The sequence below is a fragment of the Microbacterium sp. SA39 genome (assembly GCF_000967865.1).
Taxonomy (GTDB): Bacteria; Actinomycetota; Actinomycetes; order Actinomycetales; family Microbacteriaceae; genus Microbacterium.
Map to the genome: position 1 here is coordinate 102,358 of NZ_JXRU01000027.1, position 22,619 is coordinate 124,976.

Sequence of the window (22,619 nt, forward strand, 5' to 3'; positions counted from 1 at the left end):
TCAGCCGACCACGGCCTCCGTCGCCGCGCGCGACACGGGCACCAGACGGGTGAGTTGCGTGACGTGGCCGGGCTCGAGTTCCGCGAGTGAGGAGACTCCGAGCAGCCGCATGGTCCGCTCGATCTCGCTGCGGAGGATCGCGATCGTCCGGTCGACTCCCTGCCGCCCTCCCGCCATCAGACCGTAGAGGTAGGCGCGGCCGATCAGGGTGAAGTCGGCGCCCAGCGCCACAGCTGCCACGATGTCGGCGCCGTTCATGATGCCGGTGTCGATCATGACGGTGAAGTCGTCGCCGACCGCTCTGCGAACCGTCGGGAGCAGGTGGAAGGGGATCGGTGCGCGGTCGAGCTGGCGGCCGCCATGGTTCGAGAGCACGATGCCGTCAACCCCTTCGTCGCGCAGACGAAGAGAATCCTCGACGTTCTGCACGCCCTTGATCACGATCTTGCCGGGCCAGATGTCGCGGATCACTGCCAGGTCGTCGTAGCTGATCGTCGGATCCATCGCGGCGTCCAGCAGTTCGCCGACCGTGCCGCCGGTGGTGCTCAGCGAGGCGAACTCGAGCTTCGGTGTGGTCAGGAAGTCGTACCACCACCACGGCCGCGGGATCGCGTTGATGATCGTGCCGAGAGTGAGCTGCGGCGGGATGCTGAAACCATTGCGCTTGTCGCGCAGACGCGCACCTGCGACGGGAGTGTCGACCGTGAACTGCAGGGTGTCGAATCCCGCCGCTGCGGCGCGACGGGTGAGCTCGTAAGAGATCTCGCGGTCGCGCATCACGTACAGCTGGAACCAGTTCCGCCCGCCCGGATTGGCGGCTTTCACGCCTTCGATCGACGTCGTACCGAGGGTCGAGAGCGTGAAGGGGATGCCGGCTGCTGCCGCAGCACCCGCACCGGCGACCTCCCCCTCGGTCTGCATGAGCCTCGTGAACCCGGTGGGGGCGATGCCGAACGGCAGGGCGGACGGGCCGCCGAGGATCTCGACGCTCGTGTCGACGCTCGGCGCCGGGCGCAGGATGCCGGGGTGGAACTCCACGTCCTGGAACGCCTGCCGCGCACGCGTGAGCGAGAGCTCGCCCTCCGCTGCGCCGTCGGTGTAGTCGAACGCGGCCTTCGGGGTGCGGCGCTTCGCGATCGTGCGGAGATCGTCGATCGTGAGCGCGGCGTCGAGGCGGCGCTTCCTGCCGTCGAGCTCGGGCTTCTTGAACTTCATCAGCTCGAGCAGTTCTGCGGGATTGGGGAGCTGGCGCTGCACCATGGTGTGCCTCTCGGTGTGATTCAGGGGTCAGGGTCCGGCGATCAGGAACCGGGGGTCAGGATCTGCGTGTAGTAGCCGGTGATGTGGGAGCGCACGAGTGAACGGGCGGTGTCGGCATCTCCGGCGTCGATCGCGGCCACGAGGGCGCGGTGCTCTGCCCGGAGCCGTGCGGCCATCACCCCCCAGTCGGGGATCGCGTCGACGCCGCCCTGCACGTACGACTCGATCGACGAGCGCAGGCCGCCCATCATCGCCGCGATCACAGTGTTGCCGCTGGCCTCCGCGAGCGAGAGGTGCAGCTGTGCGTCGAGAGCGAGGAACTCCGACGGCGTGAGTTCGGCCGCATCCATGGCGGCGAGGAGCTCGTGAGCTCTCGAGGTGTCGCCGTCGCCCGACGCCGCCATCGCGCCGACGACCGCGTCTTCGAGCACGAGGCGTGTCTGCACGACGTCGACGAGCGGGAAGCCCTGTGCGGCGACCTGTAGGCGCAGCAGTGCCGCCATGCCTCCGGTCGGCGTCGCGATCACGATCGCACCGGATCGGGGCCCGGAGCCGGTGGCCGTGCGGATCAACCCCATGACCTCGAGAACGCGGAACGCCTCGCGGACGCTGGAGCGCCCGACGCCGAGTTCCGTCGCGAGATCCCGTTCCGAGGCCAGCCGGTCACCCGGGCCGAGGCGGCCCTCGAGGAGGTCGCGCTCGATGTGCTCGAGAACCAGGCGCCAGGCGCGCGCGGGCTGCTGTTCCGGCATCCGTCCTCCTCGGTCGCGCGCTCGAGATGTGGTCCGACCACACTAGCGCGTGTGGTCAGACCACGCAATCGTGAGGCTAGGCATCAAGTCGCCCCCTTCTGCGCGGCCGGCCCGTTGAGGACGGGCGCAGGGGGCCGTCGCGCGAAGAGGGGCCGGTCGGCCGCGTACGAGATCGAGCTGCAGGCGCGAGCGAGCGTGAGGGGTCAGCCCAGGCGTCCGCCGGACTCCTCGAGGTAGCACGTGCCGCAGAGGGACTCGTACGTCGTCAGTTCGGGCGCGGCGGAGCCGTCGGCACCCTCGTCGATCACGACCTGATCACCGTCGAAGACGAACCGTCCGTCGATGACGCGACCGTTGAAGACGGCCTTCCGCCCGCAACGGCAGATCGTCTTGAGTTCCTCCAGCGAATGCGCGATCGCGAGCAGGCGGGCGGAGCCGGGGAAGGCATGCGTCAGGAAGTCGTTGCGGATGCCGTAGGCCATCACCGGGATGCGATCCTCGATCGCGATGCGGAAGAGATCGTCGACCTGCGGCGGAGTGAGGAACTGCGCCTCATCGATGAGGAGACACGCCACGTCGACCGGCCCGCTCGGGATCAGCTCCTCCTCGGCCGACCGCTGGAGCCGCTCGCGATGCTCAGCGAACAGCGTGCGCGCATCCTCGTCGGGGCCGATCAGGAAGTCGACCTCGCGCGTCACGCCGAGTCGGCTGGCGATCTCGGTCGCGCCCTTGGTGTCGATCGCGGGCTTGGCGAGCAGCACGTGCTGTCCGCGCTCCTCGTAGTTGTACGCGGCCTGCAGCAGGGAGGTCGACTTCCCCGAGTTCATCGCGCCGTAGCGGAAGTAGAGCTTCGCCACGGTGCTCGCTCAGACGCTGATGCCGAGAGTGGTGGCGGTCTCCGCAGTGGACTTCTCCGCGAGCACGGCATCCTTGTTCAGCTTCTCGCCGAAGGTCGGGATCAGCTCGCGCAGCGCCGGCTTCCAGCCTGCGTACTGATCCGGGAAGCAGGTCTCGAGCAGCTGCAGCATGATGGGGACGGCGGTCGACGCACCGGGCGACGCTCCGAGCAGACCCGCGATCGAACCGTCGGCGGACGAGACGACCTCGGTGCCGAATTGAAGGATGCCACCCTTCTTCGGGTCTTTCTTCATGACCTGCGCGCGCTGACCGGCATCGATGAGAGTCCAGTCCTCGTCCTTCGCGGTCGGCATGAAGGTGCGGAGGCTGTCGACCTTCTTCGCGTGATTCTTGAGCAGCTCCCCGACGAGATAGGTGATGAGGTCGGGGTTCTTGACGGCGACCTGAAGCATCGGGAGCAGATTGTGCGGGCGCACCTGCGACACGATGTCGAGCATCGATCCGTGCTTGAGGAATTTGGGGCTGAACGTCGCGAACGGCCCGAACATCAGCGAGGCCTCGCCGCCGACCACGCGGGTGTCGAGGTGCGGCACCGACATGGGCGGGGCGCCGACCGAGGCCTGCGAGTAGACCTTCGCCTTGTGCTGCTCCACGACCTTCGGGTTCATGGTCTTGAGGAACTGCCCACCGATCGGGAAGACGCCGTAGCCCTTGATCTCGGGGATGCCGGAGTTCTGCAGCAGCTTCAGCGCCCATCCGCCGGCGCCGACGAAGACGAAGCGTGCCTTGATCTCGTTCGGAGTGCGGCCGATGGTTGTGCGGTACTTGACCAGCCAGTCGCCGTCCTTCTGCTTCTTCAGTCTGCGCACCTCGTGATTCGTGCGCAGCACGACACCCGAGTGCGTGAGGTGATCGAAGAGCTGGTGCGTGAGCGCACCGAAGTCGACGTCGGTCCCGGCAGGAACGCGGGTCGCGGCGAACGGCTCGCCCTTGCGGCGCTGCTGCATGAGGAGCGGCGCCCACTTGTTGATGACGCGCGAGTCCTCGCTGTACTCGATGCCCGCGAACAGCGGCTGCTCCTTGAGCACCTCGTAGCGCGCCTTGAGGTACGCGACATCCTTCTCGCCGCGCACGAACGTCATGTGCGGGGTCGCATTGATGAAGGTCGACGGCTCGTCGAGCACGCCCTTCTCGACCAGCGACGACCAGAACTGGCGGCTCTGCTGGAACTGCTCGTTGATCGACACCGCCTTGGCGGGATCGAGCGGCGCGTCACCCTGCTGCGGCATGTAGTTCAGCTCGCACAGAGCTGCGTGGCCGGTGCCGGCGTTGTTCCACGGATTCGAGCTCTCCTGGGCCACATCCGAGAGTCGCTCGAACGCGACGATCTTCCACTCCGGCTGCAGCTCGTGCAGCAGAGTACCCAGGGTGGCGCTCATGATGCCACCGCCGATCAGGACGACATCGACGTTTTCAGTCACCAGAACAGTCTAGTTCGCGGGCACGCGACGACCGACCATGCGGGGCGGACCCGTGAGACCGGATCCGCATCGCGGTGATGCCGTCAGGCTATGACCGCCAGGCGCTCGGCGAGCACCTCGGCGATCTGCACGGCGTTGAGCGCGGCGCCCTTGCGCAGGTTGTCGTTGCTGATGAACAGCACGAGCCCCTTGCCCTCGGGGGCGGACTGGTCGGCGCGGATACGCCCGACGAAGCTCGGATCCTTGCCCGCGGCCTGCAGCGGCGTCGGAACCTCTTCGAGCACGACGCCCGGGGCTGCTGCGAGCACCTCGGTGGCACGTTCGGGGGTGATGTCCTTCGCGAACTCCGCGTGGATGGACAGCGAATGCCCGGTGAAGACCGGCACGCGCACGCAAGTACCGGCGACGCGGAGGTCGGGCAGCTCGAGGATCTTGCGGCTCTCGTTGCGGAGCTTCTTCTCCTCGTCGGTCTCGTTCAGTCCATCGTCGACCAGGTTGCCCGCGAAGGGGATGACGTCGAAGGCGATCGGGGCGACGTACTTCTCGGGCTGCGGGAAATCGATGGCGGAGCCGTCGTGCACGAGGCGCAGCGTGTCGCCCTGCGCGAGGACGCCCTCGACCTGACCGAGCAGCTCCTGGGCTCCCGCGAGTCCCGAGCCCGAGACGGCCTGGTAGGTCGAGACGATCAGACGCTCGAGGCCTGCCTCGGCGTGCAGCGCCTTCAGCGCGGGCATCGCCGCCATGGTGGTGCAGTTCGGATTCGCGATGATGCCCTTGGGGCGATCGTCGATGGCGTGCGGGTTGACCTCGCTGACCACGAGCGGAACCTCGGGGTCCATCCGCCAGGCGCTGGAGTTGTCGACCACCACGGCACCGGCCTCCGCGAAGCGCGGAGCGTACGCCCGGCTGGCGGTCGCGCCGGCCGAGAAGAGGGCGATGTCGATGCCCGCGGCATCCGCCGTCTCGACGTCTTCGACGATGACCGTCGCTCCCCCGAACTCGATCGCCGTGCCTGCGGAGCGAGAAGACGAGAAGAGCCGCAGCTCGCGGATCGGGAACGCCCGCTCGGCGAGAATCTCGCGCATGACGGTGCCCACCTGGCCGGTGGCGCCGACGATGGCGACGGAGAGTCCTGAATCGGAGATGCGGGTCATGATGTTCCTTGGCGTCGTGCGGATGATGCGTACGATGCGCCGGGCGCAGCGTCGGGATGCGGATGCCGCGCCTGGCGCCGGTGTCAGGGTTGCGGCGAGTCTACCGCGCCCTCACTCAGGCGAGGGCGATGCGCGTCAGCGGCCGGTTCCGGCGTGGACGGTGGCTTCGGAGTCGCCGTCCAGACCGTAGGCGGTGTGCACGGTGCGGGCGGCCTCGGCGAGGTCGCTGCCGCGGAGCACCACGGAGATGCGGATCTCCGAGGTGGAGATCATCTCGATGTTGATGCCACCCGCGGACAACGCCTCGAACAGGGTCGCGGAGACTCCCGAGTGCGTGCGCATGCCGGCGCCGACGACCGAGAGCTTGCCGATCTGATCGTCGTGGATGAGGTTCTGGAAGCCGACCTCGGTCTGGTCGGCGGCGAGCGACTTCAGCGCCGCTGCGGCATCCGCCTTCGGGACGGTGAACGAGATGTCGGTGCGTCCGGTGGCGGAGACGTTCTGCACGATCATGTCGACGTTGGCGCCGGAGCGGGCCACGATCTTGAAGATCTCGGCCGCCTTGCCCGGGACGTCGGGCACACCGGCGACGGTGATCTTGGCATGGCTGAAATCGGTGGCCACACCGGCGACGATCGGTTCTTCCATGACTGCTCCCTCTGCTTCGCGCGGGTTCTTCATCCCCTCGCCCAGAACGTACGTACCCTCGGCGGACGAGAATGTCGACCGGGAGTGGATGAGAACGCCGTGACGGCGTGCATATTCGACGGCGCGGATGTAGAGCACCTTGGCCCCGTTGGCCGCGAGCTCCAGCATCTCTTCGGTCGAGACGTGATCGAGCTTCTGCGCCTTCGGGATCACGCGGGGATCGGCCGTGTAGATGCCGTCGACATCGCTGTAGATCTCGCACACGTCGGCGCCGAGCGCGGCCGCCAGCGCGACGGCGGTGGTGTCGGACCCGCCGCGGCCGAGCGTCGTGATGTCGCGGGTGTCGCGGTTGAAGCCCTGGAACCCGGCGACGATGACGATCGCGCCCTCGTCGAGGGCTTCGCGGAGCCGCACGGGCGTCACATCGACGATGCGTGCGGCACCGTGCTGGGAGTCGGTGATCATGCCGGCCTGGCTGCCCGTGAAGGATCGCGCCTCGAATCCCATCGAGTGGATGGCCATCGCCAGCAGCGCCATCGAGATGCGCTCACCGCTGGAGAGCAGCATGTCGAGTTCGCGCGGCGCCGGGATCGGAGCGACCTCGTTCGCGAGGTCGAGGAGTTCGTCGGTCGTGTCGCCCATCGCACTGACGGCGACGACCACGTCGTGGCCCGCACGACGTGTGTCGACGACGCGCTTGGCGACGCGCTTGATGCTCTCTGCGTCGGCGACCGACGAGCCGCCGTACTTCTGCACGATGAGGGCCACGTTCACTCCCTGGGATGACGGGCGGATCCGCCCACCGCTCATTCTACGATTCGTCCGTATACCCTGCCGCGCATGTGTCGTCGCGGCAGGAGGCGGTCACGGGGCGGGAGGAAGCGACGCGGCCGCAGGCGGATCGGCGGCTTCGGGAGTTGACCCGGGCGTGACGCGTGCGGGCCGCAGACGCCCGCCGGTCGCCGCGAACCAGCATCCGGCGATGATCAGCGGGAAGCCGATGAGCAGGCCAGGCGTCAGCGGCTCGGCGAGCACGATCGCTCCGAGGAGGATCGCCACCACCGGATTGACGTAGGTGAAGAGCGGTGCGCGCACCGGACCCACCTCGCGGATGAGCGCGAAGAAGGCCAGGAAGGCGACCGCCGTGCAGATCACCGCGAGAGCGAGAAGCGCACCGATCGACGGCAACGTCGGGACCTCGCGCTGGGTGAGGATGCCGATCGGCAGGTAGAGGATGCCGATCATCAGCAGCGACAGCGTGATCGTGCCGAGAGAGGGCACATCGGCGAGCTTGCGCATCACGATGAACGGAGCGATCGCATACAGGACGGCGACCAGCAGCACCTCGCCCGCAGCGAGCAGACTGATCTCGCCGCCGAAGAGACCAGGGCCGGCGACGACGACCGCGACACCGATGAATCCGACGAGCAGGCCGATGCCGCGGGCGGGCTTCAGCACTCCGCGGTCGCCTCCGCCGAGTGCGATCAGGGCTGCGAACAGCGGCACCGTGGCGACGAGCAGGCCCGTCATCCCCGAGGGGAGCGTGATCTCGGCGTGCCCCAGGAGCACGAAGGGACCCGCCATCTCGACCAGGCCGAAGGCGAGCACCCAGGGCCAGTGCCTCCATGCGGTGCGCAGCGCTCCACCACGGAAGGCGAACGGCAGCAGCAGCAGCGCCGCGATGAGGGTGCGCCCCGCCACGATGGCGGGCGGCGAGAGCGACTCGACGGCGATGCTGATGAAGAGATAGGGCACACCCCAGAGCAGCGCCATAGCCCCGAAGAGCAGCCAGCCGCGACGGGAGAAGCCCCCGTCGGGGTTCACAGGACGCGCCGGCCCTCGAAGGCGCGACCGAGCGTGACCTCGTCGGCGTACTCGAGGTCGCCGCCGACCGGCAGACCCGACGCCAGCCTCGACACCGTGATCTGCATCGTTGTCAGGAGCCTGCTGAGATAGCTGGCCGTCGCCTCGCCCTCGAGGTTGGGGTTGGTCGCGAGGATGACCTCCTGCACGGAACCGTCAGCAAGGCGGGTCATCAACTGGGCGATGCGCAGATCATCGGGCCCGACGCCGGCGATCGGACTGATCACGCCGCCGAGCACGTGGTACAGGCCGCGGAACTCGCGCGTGCGCTCGATGGCCGCGACGTCCTTCGCATCTTCGACCACACAGATCAGGGCCTGGCTGCGGCGCGGGTCGCGGCAGATGGCGCAGCGCTCCTGCTCGGCGACGTTGCCGCACACCTCGCAGAACCGCACCCGGAGGCGGATCTCCGACAGCAGCTCGGCGAGCCGGGCGACGTCGAAGGTCGGCGTCTGCAGGATGTGGAACGTGATGCGCTGTGCGGACTTCGGACCGATGCCGGGAAGGCGACCGAATTCGTCGATCAGTTCTTGAACGATGCCGTCGTACATCAGGAGAACCTCGTCGGGGGCTCATAGGGCTCTTCGCGCACGAACGTCGCACCGAGCACCTGGCGGATGACGGCCTCGCCGTAGCGCTGCACTCCCCCACGGGAAGGCGCGCGCTCAGTGACCGCGGGAGCAGCGGACGAGGCGCGCTGCACCCGCGGGGCGGCCGGGGCAGCTGCGGCCGGCGCAGGCGACGTCGGCGCATTCCGGGGTGCGTTCGTCGGTGTCGGGCCCGCTGCACGTGGCTCGTACGAGGGGTCGTATGGCGGCTCGTCGTCGAACGGAGCGTCGTCATCGCCGGGCAGCGGCGGCTCGTCACGGTCGACAGCGCCGTCGGTCGGTGGAACCGGAGCGGATGCCGCGGCTTCCACCTCTTCGGGTTCCTCGTCGACCGGAAGTGGAGATGCCGGTGCCGGTGGCTCGCTCTGCGGCTCGGCGGCGGTCGGGATGGACGCGACGGCCCATTCCGTCACGGAGGACGCGGAGGATGCCGACGCGGCACGGACCTGAGGGCGGGACGAACCCGCTGACGCAGGCTCCGATGCGGGTGCCGAATCGGACGACGCCGGGGGCGCGGCGGTGGCGGCCTGACGCGGTGAACCGACCGAAGGCATCGGCGCCGGGATGTACTTCACCCGCACTCCGAGTTCCTGCTCGATCGCGGTGCGCAGGTGATCGGAGGGACCTGCGCCCGGCGTCGTGCCCTTGAACTTCGCCACGTCGTGCTGGCTCGTGAAGCCGAGCGTCAGCACATCGCTCTCGGTGACGAAGGCCAGCGGCTGCACGGCGGTCGCGAGCAGCCACGAGGTGCGGCTGATCCCCTCGAGTCTCGTGAGCACGGCGGGCCAGGACGCGAGGATGCTCGCGAGGGTCACCTGGGCGCCAGGGGCGGCCTGAGCAGATGCCGCAGGGGCGGGCTCAACAGCGGCATCCGGCGACTTCGTGACGACGGCGGGCGCAGCAACGGCATCCGAAGTCGTCGTTGCGGTCGGCTCGCCACTCGGCGCCTCCTCGACGGACTGCGTGCCCGTGTCCGGCTGCACCGTCGCGGAGGAGGGAGCAGGTTCGGGCGCGGGGGCGGGGGCGGCGGCAGCGGCAGGCGCCTTGTCACGGGTCACGGGTGCAGTCGCGGCGACCGGCGGGTTCCCCGGCGCGGCAACCTGCGCCGCAGCATCCGACGCCGCCGCGAGGACGCGAGCCACCATCAGTTCGAGATGAAGGCGGGGGGACGTCGCCCCGGTCATGTCGTCGAGGGCGGCGCTGACCACGTCGGCCGTGCGCGACAGCCGCGCCGACCCGAACACCGCCGCCTGGCCGCGCATGCGCTCGAGATCGTCTTCGGCGATGCCCCGGAGCACCGCGGATGCGCCCGCTCCGACCGCCGCGATCACGATGAGGTCGCGCAGTCGCTCCAGCAGGTCGTCGACGAAGCGGCGCGGGTCCTGTCCGGTCTGCACGACGCGGTCGATCGCCGGGAAGGCGGCAGCCGCATCACCTGCGGCGAGCGCGTCGACGATCTCGTCGAGCAGCGCGCCGTGGGTGTAGCCGAGGAGCGACACGGCGCGGGCGTAGCCGACCGTGACCGTCTCGGAGCCGGCGGGGGCGTCGGACCCCGCGATCAGCTGGTCGAGCAGCGACAGCGTGTCTCGGGGAGAGCCGCCGCCGGCGCGCACCACGAGCGGGAGCACGCCCTGTTCCACGATGACGCCCTCTTCGCCGCAGAGCTTCGCGACGTACTCGAGCATCGCCGCGGGCGGCACGAGCCGGAACGGGTAGTGGTGGGTGCGCGAGCGGATGGTGCCGAGCACCTTCTCGGGCTCGGTGGTGGCGAAGATGAACTTCACGTGCTCCGGCGGCTCTTCGACGAGCTTCAGCAGGGCGTTGAACCCCTGCGGGGTGACCATGTGCGCCTCGTCGAGGATGAAGATCTTGTAGCGGTCGCGACTCGGTGCGAAGGTGGCACGCTCGCGCAGGTCGCGCGCGTCGTCGACGCCGTTGTGACTCGCGGCGTCGATCTCGACCACGTCGAGCGACCCCCCGCCGGCGCGGGACAGCTCGACGCAGCTGTCGCAGGTGCCGCACGGCGTATCGGTCGGCCCTTCCGCACAGTTCAGGCAGCGGGCGAGGATGCGCGCCGATGTCGTCTTGCCGCAGCCGCGCGGGCCGGAGAAGAGGTAGGCGTGACCGACGCGGTCTCCGCGCAGCGCGGTCATCAGCGGGTCGGTCACCTGCGACTGCCCGATCATCTCGCCGAACGTCTCGGGCCGGTAGCGGCGATAGAGGGCTGTGGTCACCTCAACAGCCTACGGCGTGCCACCGACGTTCGGCGGGTCGCCCGATCAGTCGACGGACTCGATGATCGGGATCGCCGTCGTGATCACCGGAACGGACGCGGAGAGCCGCGTTCCGTCCTCGCGCAGGGCGTCGGCGAACTGCCGCAGCGTCGGTCGTCCGGGGATCAGCGGGCCCTGATCGGCCAGCGGCACCACGACTGCCTCGTCGACCGTGGCGATGTAGGCAGTGTCGCGCACCGTGAAGGGCACGGGAGCACCGCTGCGCACCCGCAGCTGCAACTCGTCCTTCGTCACGGTGACCTGCAGTTCCGATCCCTGCCACTGCAGCGGGAACGACAGCGACGGCCAGGCCGCGGGCAGCCGCGGGTCGAAGCTGAGTTCACCGGCGTAGTCACGCATGCCGCCGAAGCCGCACACCAGCGCCGTCCACACCCCGCCGGCCGAGGCCACATGCACGCCGTCAGCCGCGTTGTGGTGCAGGTCGTGCAGGTCGACGAACAGGGACTGTTCGAAGTAGCGCTGGGCGAGGTCCTGATACCCGACCTCGGCCGCGAGGATCGACTGCACGACGGCCGACAGGGTCGAGTCGCCGGTGGTCAGCGGGTCGTAGTAGTCGAAGTCGGCCCGCTTCTCCTCCGGCGTGAAGTGATTGCCCTGCAGGAAGAGCGCGAGCACGACATCCGCCTGCTTGAGCACCTGGAACCGGTAGATCACCAGCGGGTGGAAGTGCAGCAGCAGCGGACGCTGGTCCGCCGGTGTCTGTGCCAGGTCCCAGACCTCCCGCTCCAGGAACAGCGAGTCCTGCGGGTGGATGCCGAGGCTCTCGCTGTATGGGATGAACATCGCCTCTGCGGCGCGCTCCCACGCCTCGGCCTCGCCCGATCCGAGGCCGGTGCGCTCGACGAGCCGGGTGTACTCGTCCGGGTAGGTCTCCTGGATCTCCCGGACGATGCGCGCCGCATAGCGGAGGTTGTAGCGCGCCATCACGTTCGTGTAGAGGTTGTCGTTGACCACGGTCGTGTACTCGTCGGGCCCGGTGACGCCGTGGATGTGGAACGTCTCGATGATCTCGCCCGTCAGGGGCTCCGATGCGGGCCTCGAGCTCCGCCAGAAACCGAGGGTCGCCCAGAGTCGTGCGGTCTCGATCGCGATGTCGGCGCCCTCGCGCCGCAGGAAGTCGTCGTCGCCCGTGGCCCGCACGTACTTGCCGAGCGCGAAGCTCACGTCGGCGTTGATGTGGTACTGCGCGGTGCCGGCGGCATAGTAGGCCGAGGCCTCCTCGCCGTTGATCGTGCGCCAGGGGAACAGGGCCCCCGCCTCGTTGAGCTGCGCCGCCCGGCGACGTGCGGCCGGGAGCATCTGCACGCGGGCGCGGAGCGCGTTGCGCGCCCACTGCGGCGACGTGTAGGTGAGGAACGGGAGCACGTAGATCTCGGTGTCCCAGAAGTAGTGGCCGCTGTACCCTGAGCCGGACACGCCCTTCGCCGGAACGCCCGTGCCGTCGGCTCGGGCAGACGCCTGTGCGAGTTGCAGCAGGCACCAGCGGGTCGCCTGCTGGATGTCGTCGCGACCGCCGATCTGCACGTCGCTGCGCTCCCAGAACGCGGCGAGCCATTCCTCCTGCCGACGGAACTGCGTCTCGACGCCCTCCACGGCCACCCGGTCGAGCGAGCGACGGCAGCGGTCGACGAGCTCGCGCGGCGGAACACCCCGCGAGGTGTGATAGCTGACCAGCTTCGTGATCCTGATCGGGACACCGGCCTTCGCCTGCACGCGGAACACGTTCTTGGCGATGTCGGGTTCGATGAGGCGGCGAGCGCTGTACTCGTTCTCGGTCTCGATGATGTGGTCCGCCACGACGGCGACGGTCATGCCGGAGTCGGCGACCTCGTACGACAGTGCGGCACGGAGGCCGTCCTGCCAGTATTCGTTCGGCTCGAGCACGCGGTCGGCGATCTTCTCGGCCTTGCGCGGATCGAAACCGGCCTTCTTCTGCGCCGGCTTCGGGGTTCCGGCGTAGACGTTCCCGCCGTCCTGTCGGTTCAGCAGCTGACAGCTGATCGTCACCGGTGCGTCGGAGTTCTCGACCGTGACCTCGAGACGGAGGATCGCGAGGTGCCGCTCCTCGAAGCTCACGATGCGCTCGTCGCGGATGCGCACGCGCTTGCCCGACGGCGTCTCCCAGACGACGAGACGCTCGAGCACGCCGGTGCGCATGTCGAGGGTGCGCTGGTACTCGCGCACGTCCGCCTCGTCGAACGACATCGGCTCGTCGTCGACGTAGACGCGCATCACCTTCGCGTCGGGGGCGTTGACGATGGTCTGCCCGACCTCGGCGAAGCCGTACGCCTGCTCGGCGTGACGGATCGGCCAGGTCTCGTGCAGTCCGTTGATGAAGGTGCCATGCTCATGGGCACCGCGGCCCTCGATGTGGTTGCCACGAAGGCCGAGATAGCCGTTCCCGACGGAGAACAGGGTCTCCCCCACGCCCTCTTCGGAATAGCTCGTCTCGATGAGACGCCACGGGTCGACGGGGAAGCGGTCGCGGTCGATCACTTCGACTCCCTCCGGTCGCTCAGTACGTCGCATGCGTTCTCCGGGCTGTCGGTGCGGGTTTCGGGGAGGAAGGCGTCGAGGTCGTCGACGACGACGGTCGCGCCGGCCTTGCGCAGAGCATCGGCACCCGTGCCGCGGTCCACCCCGATGACGGTCGCGAAACCGGCTGCGGCGGCGGATGCTGCGCCGGAGGTGGCATCCTCGATGGCGACCGCACGTGCCGGGTCGACGCCGAGTGCGGCGGCGCCGGCCGCGAACATGTCGGCGGCGGGCTTCGAGGCGAGGCGATCGCGCTCCGCGACGACGCCATCGACCACGATGCGGAAGAACGAGCGGATGCCGGCGGCGGCGAGCACCTCTTCGGCGTTCTTCGAGCTCGACACGACGCCGAGGGGAACTCCGGCGGCGTGCAGCTTCTCGACGAGCGCGAGCGACCCGGGGTACGGGGCGATGCCCTCGCTCCGGAGCGAGATCGCGAAGGCGGCGTTCTTGCGGTTGCCGATGCCGCAGACGGTCTCGGCCGCCGGATCGTCGTCGACGTCGCCCCAGGGAACCTCGACGTTGCGGCTCTGCATCAGAGTCGCGACGCCGTCATAGCGCTTCTTGCCGTCGACATAGTCGTAGTAGTCGGCATCCGTGTACGGAGGCGCGATCCCCCACCGCTCGAAGACGTCATCGAAGACGACCTTCCACGCCCGCATGTGCACCTCCGCCGTCGGCGTGAGCACGCCGTCGAGGTCGAAGAGCACACCGTCGGCGCGGAGCAGATCGGGCAGGGCTTCTGGCACAGGAGCCTCCAGGAGAAGGGCGATGATTGTCCGGCACCTCTCCGTGCCACTGTGCAAGCGTAATGGCGTGCGGCGCACTCGGGTAACCCCGGCGCGGCTTCGGATCAGAGGAGCTCTGCGGTCTGACGGGCGATCTGCAGTTCCTCGTTCGTCGGAACCACCAGAACCTTGACCCTGGAGGTGTCGGAGGAGATCACGCGGACGCCGCGATCGCGTGCCTCGTTGCGGGTCGGATCGACCTCGACACCGGCGAATCCGAGGGTCGCCAGTGCCTCGGATCTGACCCGCGCGGCGTTCTCGCCGACGCCGGCGGTGAACGAGACCACGTCCACACCGCCGAGCTGCGCGATGTAGGCGCCGGCGTAGGCGCGCAGACGATGGATGTAGACGTCGAAGGCCAGCATCGCCGAGGCATCCCCGGCATCGACGCCGGCGAGGATGTCGCGCATGTCGCTGCGCCCGGCGAGGCCGAGGAGACCGCTCCGGCTGTTGAGCAGCGCGTCGAGGTCGTCGATCGAAAGGTCTGCTCGGCGGGAGAGATGCACGAGAACTGCGGGATCCAGGTCGCCCGAGCGCGTGCCCATCACCAGACCCTCGAGCGGAGTCAGGCCCATCGACGTCTCGACGGAACGACCGCCGTCGATCGCGGTGACCGATGCACCGTTGCCGAGGTGGAAGACGATCTGGCGGAGGTCGGCCAGGTCGCGGCCGAGGAACGCCGCCGCCTTCTCGCTCACATACTGATGACTGGTGCCGTGGAAGCCGTAGCGGCGCACCCGGTGCTCGGCCGCGAGTTCGGCGTCGATCGCGTACGTGTAGGCCGCCGGCGGCAAGGTCTGATGGAACGCGGTGTCGAACACGGCGACGTGCGGCACGTCGGTGAACGCGGTTCGAGCGGCTCGGATCCCCGCGAGGTTCGCCGGGTTGTGCAGCGGAGCGAGGACGGCGAGCTCATCGATCTGGCGCTCGACGTCGTCGTCGATCAGGGTCGGCGCGAAGAAGCGGGCGCCGCCGTGCACGACCCGGTGCCCGACGGCGACCGGCGGCTGCTCGTCCAGCGACGGACCGTGCGCGGCGAACTGGGCGAGCATGACCGCGAAGGCATCGTGATGGTCGGCGATCGGTTGCTCGGTGCGGTAGGTCGCGTCGAGCATCGTCGCCACGGCATCCGCTTCCGTGTCCGGACGGACGGTGTGCGAGACCGGGCTGGCGTCCTGGCCGATCCGTTCGATGAGTCCGCTCGCGAGCTCGTTCTCGGTGTCGACGTCCATGAGGCTGTACTTCAGCGAGGAGGATCCGCTGTTGATGACGAGGATCGCGCTCATGCCTTGCCTCCGGCGTGCTGTCCTGGCGCATGCGGCCGCACGCCCATGGCGAGCGCGGCCTCCGCCATCCGCAGGTCGTAGGTCAGAATCCGATCCACACCGATGGCGACCGCCGCTGCGACATGCAACGCATCCAGTGAGCGCAGCCCTCGCCCGGGGAGCAGTCCTGCTTCCCGGAAGAGCCCCGGCGGCACTTCATACAGGCTCACGCCGTCGAGAAGGTCGGTGACGTCTGTCTGGGCGAGGTCGTGCGAATGCGCGGAACGCCGCAGCTCGGTCTCGAGCAGATAGCACGCCACGAGGTCGGGCTGCTCGCCAGCGATGGCAGCCGCGAGTGCGTCCGACTCCTCCTCGTTCACGATCAGCTTCAACGCGGCGGACGTGTCGATGTACCAGCGGCTCACCGATCTCCCCGCAGGTCGTCGAGAACTTCGGCCGTCGGGATCGCGACATCGGATCGTCTCAGCTTGGACGGATCCAGGCGGTTTCGCGCGGGCTTGACGCATCGCAGACCCGCGTCGCCCGTGTAGGGCGTCAGGCTCGCGACGGGGGCGCCACGACGGGTGACCGTGAAGGTCTCGCCGAGTTCCACCTCATCGATGATGCTCGCGTTCTCGTTGCGGAGTTCGCGCTGACTGATCGTCTTCATGCCGATAGTGTAGCACTTCCGTAGCACACCGGTTCGGGCGGAGGTGGACGCGAGCCCTATTGCTGCGCCTGGATCGCCGTGATGGCGACCGTGTTGACGATGTCGTCGACGAGTGCACCGCGCGAGAGGTCGTTGATGGGCTTGTTGAGGCCCTGCAGCACCGGGCCGATCGCAACGGCGCCCGCCGACCGCTGCACCGCCTTGTAGGTGTTGTTGCCCGTGTTGAGGTCGGGGAACACGAACACGGTCGCTCGGCCGGCGACTGCCGAGTCGGGCAGCTTCGCCTTCGCGACGGCGGCGTCAGCGGCGGCGTCGTACTGGATCGGCCCCTCCACCAGCAGCTCGGGCGCCCGCTCGCGCACGAGGGCGGTGGCCGCGCGCACCTTGTCGACGTCGGCGCCGGATCCCGATTCCCCCGTCGAGTACGACAGCATCGCGACGCGCGGCTCGATGCCGAAATGCTGTGCCGTCGCGGCCGAGGAGATGGCGATGTCGGCCAGCTGCTCGCTCGTCGGATCGGGGATCACGGCGCAGTCGCCGTAGACGAGCACGCGGTCGGCCAGCGCCATCAGGAACACGCTGGAGACCACATTGACTCCCGGCTTCGTCTTGATGATCTCGAAGGACGGACGGATCGTGTGCGCCGTGGTGTGCGCAGCACCCGAGACCATGCCGTCGGCGAGCCCCAGATGCACCATCATCGTGCCGAAATACGACACGTCGGTGACCGTGTCGGCGGCCTGAGCGAGGGTGATGCCCTTGTGCGCGCGCAGTCGCGCGTACTCCGCAGCGAACCGCTCGACCAGTTCGGGATCGGTGGTGCTGATGACCTGCGCCGCGGCGATGTCCACACCGAGCTCGATGGCGCGCGCACGCACAGCGGCCTCGTCGCCGAGGATCGTGAGATCGGCGACCTCCCGGGCGATCAGGGTCGCGGCCGCACGGAGGATGCGGTCGTCGTCGCCCTCGGGGAGGACGATGCGCCGCCGATCGGCGCGGGCGCGCTCGATGAGGCCGTACTCGAACATCAGCGGCGTGACGACGCGCGACTCGGCGAGACCGAGCTGCGTGGTGAGCTCGACGATGTCGACGTGCGTCTGGAAGAGACCGAGGGCGCGGTCGTAGCGCGAGCGGGAATCTGCGGAGATGCGACCGCGCGTTCCCATGACCCGCACCGCGGTGTCGTACGTGCCGAGGTCGGTCGTGATGATCGGGACCGATGACGAGAATCCGTCGAGGAGCTGCACGATCGGGTCCGGCAGCGGGAACGGACCGTTGAGGATGATGCCGGCGATGCGCGGGAACGTGCCGGAGGAATCCGCGAGCAGCGCGGCGAGCAGCACTTCGGTGCGGTCGGCGGGGATCACCACGACCGCCTCCTCGGTCAGCCGCGGAAGCACGTTCACCATCGACATCCCCGCGACGACGATGGTGAGCGCTTCGCGCCCGAGCCGGTCGTCGTCGCCCTTGAGCAGCTTCCCGTCGACGGCGGTGAGGATGCTGCGGATCGAGGGAGCGACGAGATTGCGGTCCTCCGGGATCGCCCACACCGGGGTCCCGTCCTGCGGCAGCGCTGCCGAGACTTCGGCGATGATCTCGTCGAGAGCCCCGGGATCGGCACGGTTGACGACGACGGCGAACAGCTCGGCCCGCTCTTCCGCGAGCTCGGAAAGGGCGAGGGAAGCGATCTTGCTCACGCCGGATGCCGCGCGCGCGGTCGTCGTGCCGAGCTGCTCGGCCTGCCGCTGCTGATCGCGTCCGCTGAGGACCAGCAGCACGGGGGCGGCGAGATTCGCGGCGATGCGCGCGTTGTAGCCGAGCTCCGCCGGGCTCGCGACGTCGGTGTAGTCGCTGCCGATGATGACCACCGCGTCGCACTGCGCTTCGACGGCCTTGAAGCGCGCCACGATCGTCGACAGCGCTGCGTCGGGATCGCTGCGCACATCGTCGTAGGTGACGCCGATGCAGTCCTCGTAGTCGAGGTGCACCCCGTCGTGCGCGAGCATCAGGTCGAGGATCTCGTCGCGCTCGGTGACGGACCGGGCGATCGGGCGGAACACCCCCACCCGGGGCGACACGCGCATCAGAGCGTCGAGCGCCCCGAGGGCGATCGTCGACTTTCCGGTATGGCCTTCGGCCGAGGTCACATAGATGCTTCTCGCCACGGGTTCAGCTTAGGCGCGGCCGGCGACACACGCGCCGGCGAGGGTGTCGACGATCGTCGCGGCATCCTCCTGGAATCGCGCGTAGTAGTCGCGATCCGTGTTCACCTGGACCCGGTGGATCGCATGCGACGGCGGCAGCTGCTGCCAGTCGGGCAGCCGTCCCAGCCGCTCGAAGAACAGGGTGGCCGAGGTGGCGGGGTCCATCCGCGCCTCGACGGTGCCCCACCACTCCTGCTGCTGGAAGAGGCCGATGCTCGTCGTCCGCGTACCGTCGGGATTGGTGAAGCCGCGCGTCTCCCAATCCCCGTAATCGATGTTGCGCAGGCTGCTCTCGCCCATGGCCGTCATGACGCCGAGGATCTGGCCGTCGCGCCCGAAGCCCAGAGCGGATGCCGTGGTCACGATCGTCGCCGCATTCTCGAGCTGTTCGCCGCTCCACCCTTCGACGCCCGCCTCCGGGAAGGTCGCCGGGTCGTCGATGCAGATCGCCGCGGGCTCACGGGCCAGCCCGAGCGGGATGAGGACCAGGAACGCTGCAGCGAAGGCGACTGCGCCCGTCCAGGCCAGAATGCGGCGCAGCATCCGTCGACGACGCAGGCGGAGGGCAGCCTGCTTTCGCGCCCCGGGCTTGCGGCGTTTCACGCGTGCCGCGCCCGAACTGCGGGATCTTCGCGGCTGTGCGCTTTTCGGCTTTGTTCGTCCTCGGCCGGCAGACGTTCTACCGGGAGCGGCCCGCCGGGCAGTCATCGGGTGAGGGCGTCGCGATCCGGACGGCGACGGCTGGCAAGAGCGGCGACACCGCCACCGATCGCACCGAACAGATGGCCTTGCCAGGACACGCCCTCGGCGACACCGAAGACGCCGGCGAGCATCGTGCCGCCATAGAGCGCGACGACGACGATGGCGATCACGGCGTACAGGATGCGGTGCGCGACCCGCCCGGAAGCGAAGGCGCGCAGCACGACGTAGCCGAAGTAGCCGAACACGAGTCCGGAAGCGCCGACAGTGAGCGTGCCCGGCGCGTTGAACACCCACGTGCCGATGCCGCCGACGATCGCGATGATCGCCGTGACGGCCCAGAAACGCCGCGCGCCTTCGACGGCGACCAGGCAGCCGAGCACGAGGAACGGCACCGAGTTGGCGATGAGGTGGGCCCAGTTCGCATGCAGCAGAGGAGCCAACACGATGCCGCCGAGTCCGGAGAGATCCCACGACCGCAGGCCGAAACCGGTGAACGAGCCGGGCAGGATCGCGTCGACGATCTGGACGAGCCACATCAGTGCGAGCAGGATGACCGGCGAGGCGAACCGGCCGAGGGCGTTGCTCGTGCGCTGCGCGTTGGCGGTGTTCCTGGGCGGCATGACGGTCACGTGCTGATTGTCGCAGGACTTCCCCGGAGTCGACTGAGTAAGGCCGTGCCGCACCTGCAGGCAAGATTGGTGCGAACTCAATCGACAGAATCGAGCAATACGGATGTGAGCCAAGACAACGAGGTGATTGAACGCTCGATACGCGAGCCCGCTGTCTTCGAGACGCTGTATGGCCGTCATGCAACATCGATCTACCGGTACGCGGCGCAACGTCTCGGCGATCACGCTGCGGAAGATGTGATGGCGGAGACGTTCTTGGTGGCCTTCGAGCGGCGCTCGGCGTACGACGTCACAGTGCTGAATGCGCGGCCGTGGCTGCTCGGCATAGCCACGCGGCTCATGCGTAAGCATGTTCGAGTGGAGGCCATCGCGTGGAAGGGCGTGTCGGCTGATCTCGCGGCGCAGATCGTTCCGGACTTAATCGAACAGGCAGGCGCGCGCATCGATGCGGAACGCCTCGCTCGTCGCCTCACGAAGGCTCTTCGTCGGCTCTCGAAAGCAGACCGCGACACTCTCCTGCTCTACGCCTGGAGCGACCTCGACTACGCGTCGATCGCCTCTGCCATGCAGGTGCCGATCGGCACGGTGCGCTCACGACTGAGCCGGGCGAGGCGGCATCTGCGCCGCGCTGCCGGACTTCCCCTCATCGAACAGGAGACGGATCATGGACGAGTTGACGCTGCTCCGAAGCACGCGTGACCGGACGCGCGAGCCGAGCCGACAAGCGCTGGAACACGGGCGAGCCGCGCTCCTCTCCCACATCGACGGCGAGATCCCCGTCGCGCTCTTCTCGAAGCTGGGTGAAGACGCGAGGTTCGCGCCGGAAAGAGTTCGGCGCCGCCGGCGCACCGTGGCCTGGGCAGGGTTCTCCGTCCTCGGAGCCACGTGTCTGACCGTCGCGCTCGCGGCCACGAACGTGCTGGGATTCGCCGGGTGGAACGCGGGAGCCGACCCTGCTGCCGCTAGCGTGCTCAACTCCGCAGCGGTCGCCGCAATCGAGGTCAGCGACCCGGTCGTAGGCCCAGGGCAGTACCTGTCCGTCCGAACCGACGGCGTCTTCTCCGTGACGGGAACGCTGGAAGAGGACGCCGAGCGGATCAGAGACGAGGACGACGGGAACGTCCAGGACTCCGACATGGTGTCCGCGCTGGAGTCGTATCATGACGAGCTCTACATCCCCGCAGATCGCAGCGATGACTGGGTGTGGATCCAATGCATGCGAGCACCCGTGCAGACCTTCGGCCCCAGATCGGAGATATTCGCGAACGAAGAGCTCGCGATCCGCGACGAGCACGACGCGCACACCATCCGTTTCTTCTCCGGCGGCATCACACCGGGAGGCGGCAGCTTCGGCGGATATCACCAAGGGATGAGCCGGAGTGATGACTACGACGCTCTCCCGAGGGACCCGCGCCAACTCCTCGACAGCATCTACGAACTGAACGGGAACTCCGGCCAATCGCGCGACGGACAGGCGCTCGGATGGATCATGGATGTGCTGCGGGCAGGCACGGTTCCCGCTGACTTCCGCGCCGCGCTGTATCAGGCCGCGGCCCGGATTCCGGGCGTGGAGATCGTCGAAGACCAAGCCACCCTCAATGGAACCACCGGAATCGCGATCGGCCGCCTGGAAAGGGCTGACAACGTCCGCTACGACCTCATCGTCGATCCCGAAACCGGACGGTACATCGGCGAGCGGCAGGTGACCCTCGATGGATACGCCGGCATTCCCGCAGGTACCGCTCGGGGCTGGACCACTGTGACGACCAGCGTCGTCGCCGCCGCACCGACTGATGTCTCGACGTGCGGCGTGAGCGGCTAGAAATGATCGGCGGGCGCATGCGCCATCAGATACGGACGACGTCACGGTGTACCGGTGCGGATCGGTTCATGCGGTGGCGAGGTGTCGGGGGATGCTCGGTCGTGGTGTGCGCCAGTGGCCGTGGGGGTCCCACCAGGCGGGTCCGCGAATTTCGGGGACACCGTTGTTCATGCGGATCTCCCACCCGGACGTGTCGAGGGATCGGTGGTGCCACCAGCACAACGGGACCCCGTTGTCGGTATGGGTCGGTCCGCCGCGGGCGTGTTCGGTGACGTGGTGGATCTCGCACCAGGATGCGGGGACGTGGCATCCGGGGATGAGGCATTCCTTGTCGCGGGCGATGATCGCTCGTCGCTGGTGGACGGTGAACACCCGGTCGGTGACACTGATGCCCACGATGCGGCCTTCGTCGAACAGCACCCGTTGAATGGTCCCGGTGCAGGCGGTGTGTGCGGCGACGTGCAACGGGATCGGGGACTGTGACCCGGCAAGGGTCGCCCATCCCCTGCCTGCGGCGAGGTCTTTCGCATCCACGTGCACGACCAGCGTCGGCGACGCCCCACCCAGAGACGGCATCTCCTTGTGCCGCGCCGCGATACTGAACGCCGCGGCCAGGGCATCGTGTCGTTTCTGCCCGGCGGAGCGCCGGTCGGGCGGCTCTGGCTCGTCTGGGGGAACGGCCCCTTCGGAGCGGGTGAACCCGTCGGGAGGGAAGTCACCGCCAGAGGCGAAGGCCTTATCACCGGCAGCGTTCGCACCCCCGGTCGCGCCGAAACCTGTGCCAGCGGTCGTACCGGAACCTGCATCGGTGGCATTCCCCGCGGCATCGTCGTCGCTGGGCCAGCCCGCACCTGAACCGGCGTCGTTCCCCGCACCCGGGCCGTATCCCGCACCGGCACCTTCGCTGTCTTCGAATTGCACTCCGGGTTGCGGGGCTCCGTCGGTCTTGGGGTTGCCGTAGGCGTCGAACACGGCCTGTATCTGTGCCGCGACATCGGGGAGCACGTTGCCCCGCACCGCGTGCAGCCCGTTGCGGAGCCGCCCGATCGTGAAGAACCGTTGATCCTGCGCACCCCGATCCGACCG

20 protein-coding genes are annotated in these 22,619 nt (G+C 68.6%); 2 read left to right on the forward strand and 18 right to left on the reverse strand.

Features of this window, described 5'->3' with window-relative positions; all coding sequences use genetic code 11:
• The 17 genes from RS85_RS04400 to RS85_RS04480 form a co-directional block, all read right to left on the reverse strand.
• Complete coding sequence (locus RS85_RS04400) at window positions 1-1,260, reverse strand: alpha-hydroxy acid oxidase (RefSeq protein ID WP_046012203.1); 1,260 nt, start codon at window positions 1,258-1,260, stop codon at window positions 1-3.
• Between the two features lie 41 nt (window positions 1,261-1,301).
• Window positions 1,302-2,012 carry a FadR/GntR family transcriptional regulator gene (locus RS85_RS04405; protein ID WP_046012204.1) on the reverse strand — a complete coding sequence of 237 codons (711 nt, stop codon included), beginning with the start codon at window positions 2,010-2,012 and terminating at the stop codon, window positions 1,302-1,304.
• A 203-nt stretch (window positions 2,013-2,215) separates the two neighbouring features.
• A complete protein-coding gene (locus RS85_RS04410; RefSeq protein ID WP_046012205.1) occupies window positions 2,216-2,869 on the reverse strand; it encodes a thymidine kinase in 654 nt (217 codons plus the stop codon).
• A 9-nt stretch (window positions 2,870-2,878) separates the two neighbouring features.
• Window positions 2,879-4,351 (reverse strand): malate:quinone oxidoreductase, encoded by a 1,473-nt coding sequence (locus RS85_RS04415; protein WP_046012206.1) that lies wholly within the window; start codon window positions 4,349-4,351, stop codon window positions 2,879-2,881.
• A gap of 83 nt (window positions 4,352-4,434) precedes the next feature.
• On the reverse strand, window positions 4,435-5,505 hold the full coding sequence (locus tag RS85_RS04420) for an aspartate-semialdehyde dehydrogenase (protein WP_046012207.1): 1,071 nt from the start codon (window positions 5,503-5,505) through the stop codon (window positions 4,435-4,437).
• 135 nt (window positions 5,506-5,640) lie between these two features.
• A complete protein-coding gene (locus RS85_RS04425) occupies window positions 5,641-6,921 on the reverse strand; it encodes an aspartate kinase (RefSeq protein WP_046012239.1) in 1,281 nt (426 codons plus the stop codon).
• A 96-nt stretch (window positions 6,922-7,017) separates the two neighbouring features.
• Window positions 7,018-7,977, reverse strand: a complete 960-nt coding sequence (locus RS85_RS04430) for a DMT family transporter (protein WP_052703387.1) — start codon at window positions 7,975-7,977, stop codon at window positions 7,018-7,020.
• Window positions 7,974-8,567, reverse strand: a complete 594-nt coding sequence (gene recR / locus RS85_RS04435; RefSeq protein ID WP_046012208.1) for a recombination mediator RecR — start codon at window positions 8,565-8,567, stop codon at window positions 7,974-7,976. The genes RS85_RS04430 and recR overlap by 4 nt, the downstream gene beginning before the upstream one ends.
• The gene (locus tag RS85_RS04440; protein ID WP_046012209.1) at window positions 8,567-10,858 is read right to left on the reverse strand and encodes a DNA polymerase III subunit gamma and tau; all 2,292 of its coding nucleotides are present in this window, start codon (window positions 10,856-10,858) and stop codon (window positions 8,567-8,569) included. The genes recR and RS85_RS04440 overlap by 1 nt, the downstream gene beginning before the upstream one ends.
• Window positions 10,859-10,903: 45 nt before the next feature.
• A complete protein-coding gene (locus tag RS85_RS04445; RefSeq protein ID WP_046012210.1) occupies window positions 10,904-13,414 on the reverse strand; it encodes a glycoside hydrolase family 65 protein in 2,511 nt (836 codons plus the stop codon).
• A complete protein-coding gene (locus RS85_RS04450) occupies window positions 13,411-14,202 on the reverse strand; it encodes an HAD-IA family hydrolase (RefSeq protein WP_046012211.1) in 792 nt (263 codons plus the stop codon). The genes RS85_RS04445 and RS85_RS04450 overlap by 4 nt, the downstream gene beginning before the upstream one ends.
• Before the next feature lie 104 nt (window positions 14,203-14,306).
• Entirely contained in the window at window positions 14,307-15,527 is a 1,221-nt protein-coding gene (locus RS85_RS04455; protein WP_046012212.1) for an acetate/propionate family kinase, read from the reverse strand.
• Complete coding sequence (locus RS85_RS04460; protein WP_046012213.1) at window positions 15,524-15,931, reverse strand: type II toxin-antitoxin system VapC family toxin; 408 nt, start codon at window positions 15,929-15,931, stop codon at window positions 15,524-15,526. Before RS85_RS04460 ends, RS85_RS04455 begins: the two co-directional genes overlap by 4 nt.
• Entirely contained in the window at window positions 15,928-16,176 is a 249-nt protein-coding gene (locus RS85_RS04465; RefSeq protein WP_046012214.1) for a type II toxin-antitoxin system Phd/YefM family antitoxin, read from the reverse strand. The genes RS85_RS04460 and RS85_RS04465 overlap by 4 nt, the downstream gene beginning before the upstream one ends.
• 56 nt (window positions 16,177-16,232) lie before the next feature.
• Entirely contained in the window at window positions 16,233-18,341 is a 2,109-nt protein-coding gene (gene pta, locus RS85_RS04470) for a phosphate acetyltransferase (protein WP_046012215.1), read from the reverse strand.
• A gap of 9 nt (window positions 18,342-18,350) precedes the next feature.
• A complete protein-coding gene (locus tag RS85_RS04475; RefSeq protein ID WP_235282331.1) occupies window positions 18,351-18,983 on the reverse strand; it encodes a hypothetical protein in 633 nt (210 codons plus the stop codon).
• A gap of 101 nt (window positions 18,984-19,084) precedes the next feature.
• Window positions 19,085-19,702: a rhomboid family intramembrane serine protease gene (locus tag RS85_RS04480; RefSeq protein ID WP_046012241.1), complete on the reverse strand. Its 618-nt coding sequence runs from the start codon at window positions 19,700-19,702 to the stop codon at window positions 19,085-19,087.
• A gap of 54 nt (window positions 19,703-19,756) precedes the next feature.
• Between RS85_RS04480 and RS85_RS04485 the strand changes: the two genes are divergently transcribed.
• On the forward strand, window positions 19,757-20,410 hold the full coding sequence (locus tag RS85_RS04485; protein WP_235282332.1) for an RNA polymerase sigma factor: 654 nt from the start codon (window positions 19,757-19,759) through the stop codon (window positions 20,408-20,410).
• The gene (locus RS85_RS18920) at window positions 20,376-21,533 is read left to right on the forward strand and encodes a CU044_5270 family protein (protein ID WP_052703392.1); all 1,158 of its coding nucleotides are present in this window, start codon (window positions 20,376-20,378) and stop codon (window positions 21,531-21,533) included. The genes RS85_RS04485 and RS85_RS18920 overlap by 35 nt, the downstream gene beginning before the upstream one ends.
• 66 nt (window positions 21,534-21,599) lie before the next feature.
• Here RS85_RS18920 and RS85_RS04495 read toward each other — a convergent pair.
• The coding region (locus RS85_RS04495) for an HNH endonuclease signature motif containing protein (RefSeq protein ID WP_046012218.1) at window positions 21,600-22,619 on the reverse strand (1,020 nt) is incomplete at its 5' end.

Bases quoted from the DNA above. Each gene is read 5' to 3' on its own strand.
- recR (WP_046012208.1), bottom strand. From the start codon at position 8,567: ATGTACGACGGCATCGTTCAAGAACTGATCGACGAATTCGGTCGCCTT.
- RS85_RS04465 (WP_046012214.1), bottom strand. From the start codon at position 16,176: ATGAAGACGATCAGTCAGCGCGAACTCCGCAACGAGAACGCGAGCATC.
- RS85_RS04400 (WP_046012203.1), bottom strand. From the start codon at position 1,260: ATGGTGCAGCGCCAGCTCCCCAATCCCGCAGAACTGCTCGAGCTGATG.
- RS85_RS04455 (WP_046012212.1), bottom strand. From the start codon at position 15,527: ATGAGCGCGATCCTCGTCATCAACAGCGGATCCTCCTCGCTGAAGTAC.
- RS85_RS04480 (WP_046012241.1), bottom strand. From the start codon at position 19,702: ATGCCGCCCAGGAACACCGCCAACGCGCAGCGCACGAGCAACGCCCTC.
- RS85_RS04420 (WP_046012207.1), bottom strand. From the start codon at position 5,505: ATGACCCGCATCTCCGATTCAGGACTCTCCGTCGCCATCGTCGGCGCC.
- RS85_RS04405 (WP_046012204.1), bottom strand. From the start codon at position 2,012: ATGCCGGAACAGCAGCCCGCGCGCGCCTGGCGCCTGGTTCTCGAGCAC.
- RS85_RS18920 (WP_052703392.1), top strand. From the start codon at position 20,376: ATGGACGAGTTGACGCTGCTCCGAAGCACGCGTGACCGGACGCGCGAG.